Raw genomic sequence first — 4,015 nt, forward strand, 5'->3', positions numbered from 1 at the left:
TAAAAGAGTCATAAGCGAAAAGTTCATCTGTCGAATCTTTGTGCATATTCAAAGATTTAATATGAATATTTTGGTATATCAGAGCCGTCAACTCCCTCTGTACTGAGCCACGGTCTCGCTGAAAATGAGCCACCCTGTTGCTAGTTGAGCCACTAACATATTCATTAATATATAGCCAATTGTGAAAATAGGTTGTGGGAATTACGTCAAATTTTCTTGCAAATAATCAAAATAAGTTAACCGACCACTGGTTTCAATCTTATATCTTTTTTAGCTTCTCTTGATGTCATCTCAAATAAATCTCTAAATGGCCCCCCATTCTCGAATTCTTTACTAGGAAGGCTACTTCTGCAAAAATTCTTTTTGACTTTTTGTTAATATCATTAAAATAAAAGCACTTAAATTTGTTCCTAGTGGATTTTCTGATTTTCTAGATACCTAAGCCCCTTATGTTCACAGGTTGTATGCTAAATTCCACCCTTTAACACTAATGTTAAAGGGGCCAAACCCAACCTCACACCGCATTCCACAATGTCCCTTACTGTAGTCGGGAATAACAGTTTGCCATTTGATGAAAGACAAGCAGATGTTAATAATTATCTTAATTCATCAATATAACGTTCCTGATTGTCATCATTAATGTATCTCCAAAATTTCCATCCATTAGTTGAGGTACTTTCTTTACCGCTTAAATCTTGTTTAGCCTTGTTAACAGAACCCGAAACAGAGTATTTAGCACCTTTGTATAAAATCTCTTGAGAATCAGAATTAAATGTTGCCTCCACCTTTTTGTTCCTATAAAATGCAAAAACAGAAAAGGATATACTTTTCTTTTTAACTTGCTCATAGTAGGAATTTATAATTAAATCACGTTTATCAACCACAGTCTCTTTTACAATTCTAACCATTTCTTTAGCTCTATCTTCGACGAAAACCTCAAAGAAATCATCAAATGCACCTTCAATTAAATCCTCTGGTAGCAAATGAGAATTCAAACTTTCACGTAGCAAAGCATTTTTCAAAGAAATTTCTTTCAAATAAGTTGATGGACCTTTTTTGCCAATCTTAATATTGAGAATTTTAGGTATTAATACCTTATTTGCAACACAGTCCATTAACTCGTCGCTATCATCACCCAGTTGTTCCTTTAAAAACTCACGTGGGAATACATGATGGTCCTCTAATTTGGAGTTAAATGTTATACGCATTGAATTATTCCAATCCTTAAGACCACCAGAAGTAAAATTGATTAGATTAAGAATTCCCTTGTAAATGGAACTATTTTTTGAGAGGGAATATATATCTTCAACTTCAATTTGGGCTCTAAGTTTGGTGAAATAAGACTTGTCAGTAACCTTCTTCTCCATAGCAATTAACTCAAGCACTGTGCAGTCATTGACTATTACTTCGTTTGTTCCCCCTCCATACCGCTGTGAAAAAACAGATGACCAATACCAGAAGTTCAAAAATGTTCTCTGTTTTTCGGTCATTTGGGAGAAATCTTTACTAGGTAAATTTCGCAGAAAAATAGTAATCGGTATTATCATGTTAAAATAAGGCATCCAGGATTGCGAGATAATATATAAGTTATCATAAAGAAAGTTCAAAGCTTTTTTATATAGTTCGCATAACTCATCCCAATAATTGTTGAAATCCTCATAATTTAAAGTTGCAAGGATATAACTTTTATCTACATTTTTACCATGACTCACTATGTAAGATATTGTCCTAACAATCGTTTCACGGTCCAGTTTATATTTATCTCCATTAAATTGTTCAAACTCTTCGACTTTTTTCCTTAAGTTAAAGCCCGCATACAGTTTTGCACAAAGTATATCAATGAAATTTAGCTGTATTCCTTTGCTATTACTTCTTTCGAAAAACAATGCAAATTTTTCGGAGCTCATATTTAATAGATAATACGAAATAAGTTTTTCAGCTTTAAAGAGGTCTTGCAATTTCTTTGCAAATATCAGATAACGTCTGAAATAAATTCTTTTTTCTTCTTCTCCCTTACCCTTAACGAATAATAAATCGTTATAGAATTTCTGACGAATCTCATCTTCGAATAAATCGCTCTCCATGATAAAATATATATCCGAGATTTTTAGTGACAATCTGTTTGAATCTTGTTGCCCAGAAAATTCTCGAAGGACTTCCTCCAATGCCATTTCTTTAAACTCTTTATTTTCTATTAAGTCCAAAAGTTCATCCTCGTTTTTTATAATACACCATACCTCATCGGTACCTTTGATAGCTCTGTATAAGGAGGTTATTCTTTGTTGTCCGTCCAAAATTAGACGGAAATGTTCAACATCAACCTTGGTACCTACCTCTCCCTTGCTATACGAGAATAACTCTAGGCTTTTTCTCTTTTTTCCACTCATCTTTCGCGGTCGGTTATCAATTTCTCTAACTGTAACTTCAAAAGATGGAATACCGTAAATAATTGACCCTACGAAGATATCTCTTACTAAAGAGTCAAATAAATCGTAGGTCTTACCCATTTCCCACACGAAATCTCTCTGGAACTCGGGAAGCATTACTCTTTTTTTATCTATTGAATCCATCATATTTTTCATTGACTCTGAGTTTTGAGCATCTTCCATTCTCCCACCTCCATTACATTAATTCTAAAAAAGCTTATAACTAAGCTAGCTAAAGTCACTTCTGTTGATTTCCAACTATATGTTAAAATATTCTTTAATGCACTTGATGAAGGTGGCAAATATATATAGTGATATCATGTCATGTTACTCATGAAACTCATAAATATACTCAGGAACACTCATTATTAGTTACAATATCAACAAACCATTTCATTTCGTTCTTTTATATACTGTGTGGCTAAGTAAATCACTTGGTCTCACCTTTACATATCATTATCAATTTTAAATAAGAAGTTCTAAATTACTCATTTTTGCCCATATAAGTATATCCTCAACCATTCGCAACGACATCAAAGCATCTTGCTGAGTAGGAATTTCAATTACTCCTTCGAGTCTATGCGTTCCTAAATCTGATAACATAGAATAAATTCGATATATAGCTTTAAATCTAGTATATTCACCGTCGTTACTATCCTGAAAAATTTTATTAACTTGTTTGAAATCAGCAGTGTTCACTGAATCTTTAGTTACTTTAAGAATCCCACTAAACCATTTTTCTGTCTCCTTAAAATATGAGAAAAATCCAGTTAATGCTACTCTGCATTCACCAATGCATGGCCCCCACTCACCTCGTGCATATGCGTTAATTGCATTAGTATACGCCAAGGATGCTTTACTAAAATAATTGTCTAGCCAACTGTTCATTTCCGAAATATCCATTATCCTTTCAACCGCACCATCACTATATGATTTTAAAATACACTTTTGATTTTCATAGGTTAAATTATAACCCAGTATATTAAAATAATAATTAAGCTCTATAAATTCTATGTCTTTGTTCTCGACCAAATATGGTGTAATTTCTGATACTATATATTTTAAAAGTAATGCCATTTCGCTAATTTTTTTATTATCATACAATTCACTCAATACTTCATCCAAAACAAAGAAAGGACTATATTCTGAATCTATATTCTGCCATTTTCCATTATACCAATATGGGTTTAGGTACTTTGAATATTTTGAATAATATTCCCTTTGTCCCGCACACTTAAATATTTTTGACCATTTATCGTCTTCCTTATAATCAAACACATCTGATAACAACCGACAAATATTTGCTATGGCTATTTGCTTAATATTATCCATTAATATTCTCCTTTGCTATTTCTTTTAGAGTAATACCAGTTGCTTCGTCAACATCGAGTGCCTCGACCAAGGGAGCGAAGTCCAAAACAAAATGGCTACAAAATCATCTCCAAATATCCCTCGCATGAAAGCGTAGATATTTTGGAATGCGGTTTTAAGACTAGTGGAAATCCGACTTATTTTTTCAAACATTAACATCTTAGTGATTACTCCACATCAAAATCGTCTAACAAATTGACTAAATTCTCGTCCCATTT

General features: G+C 32.9%; 2 protein-coding genes. Both read right to left on the reverse strand.

The window, feature by feature from the left end; all coding sequences use genetic code 11:
- Positions 1 to 596: 596 nt before the first annotated feature.
- Positions 597 to 2,609 carry a DUF262 domain-containing protein gene (locus tag UF75_RS24945; RefSeq protein WP_045577220.1) on the reverse strand — a complete coding sequence of 671 codons (2,013 nt, stop codon included), beginning with the start codon at positions 2,607 to 2,609 and terminating at the stop codon, positions 597 to 599.
- A 282-nt stretch (positions 2,610 to 2,891) separates the two neighbouring features.
- The gene (locus UF75_RS24950; RefSeq protein ID WP_045577221.1) at positions 2,892 to 3,758 is read right to left on the reverse strand and encodes a hypothetical protein; all 867 of its coding nucleotides are present in this window, start codon (positions 3,756 to 3,758) and stop codon (positions 2,892 to 2,894) included.
- Between the last annotated feature and the right edge of the window lie 257 nt (positions 3,759 to 4,015).

Source organism: Desulfosporosinus sp. I2 (assembly GCF_000960765.1).
GTDB lineage: Bacteria > Bacillota > Desulfitobacteriia > Desulfitobacteriales > Desulfitobacteriaceae > Desulfosporosinus.

What these genes read in the sequence shown, in the direction of transcription:
- UF75_RS24945 (WP_045577220.1), bottom strand. Translation starts at nt 2,609, where the DNA reads ATGGAAGATGCTCAAAACTCAGAGTCAATGAAAAATATGATGGATTCA.
- UF75_RS24950 (WP_045577221.1), bottom strand. Translation starts at nt 3,758, where the DNA reads ATGGATAATATTAAGCAAATAGCCATAGCAAATATTTGTCGGTTGTTA.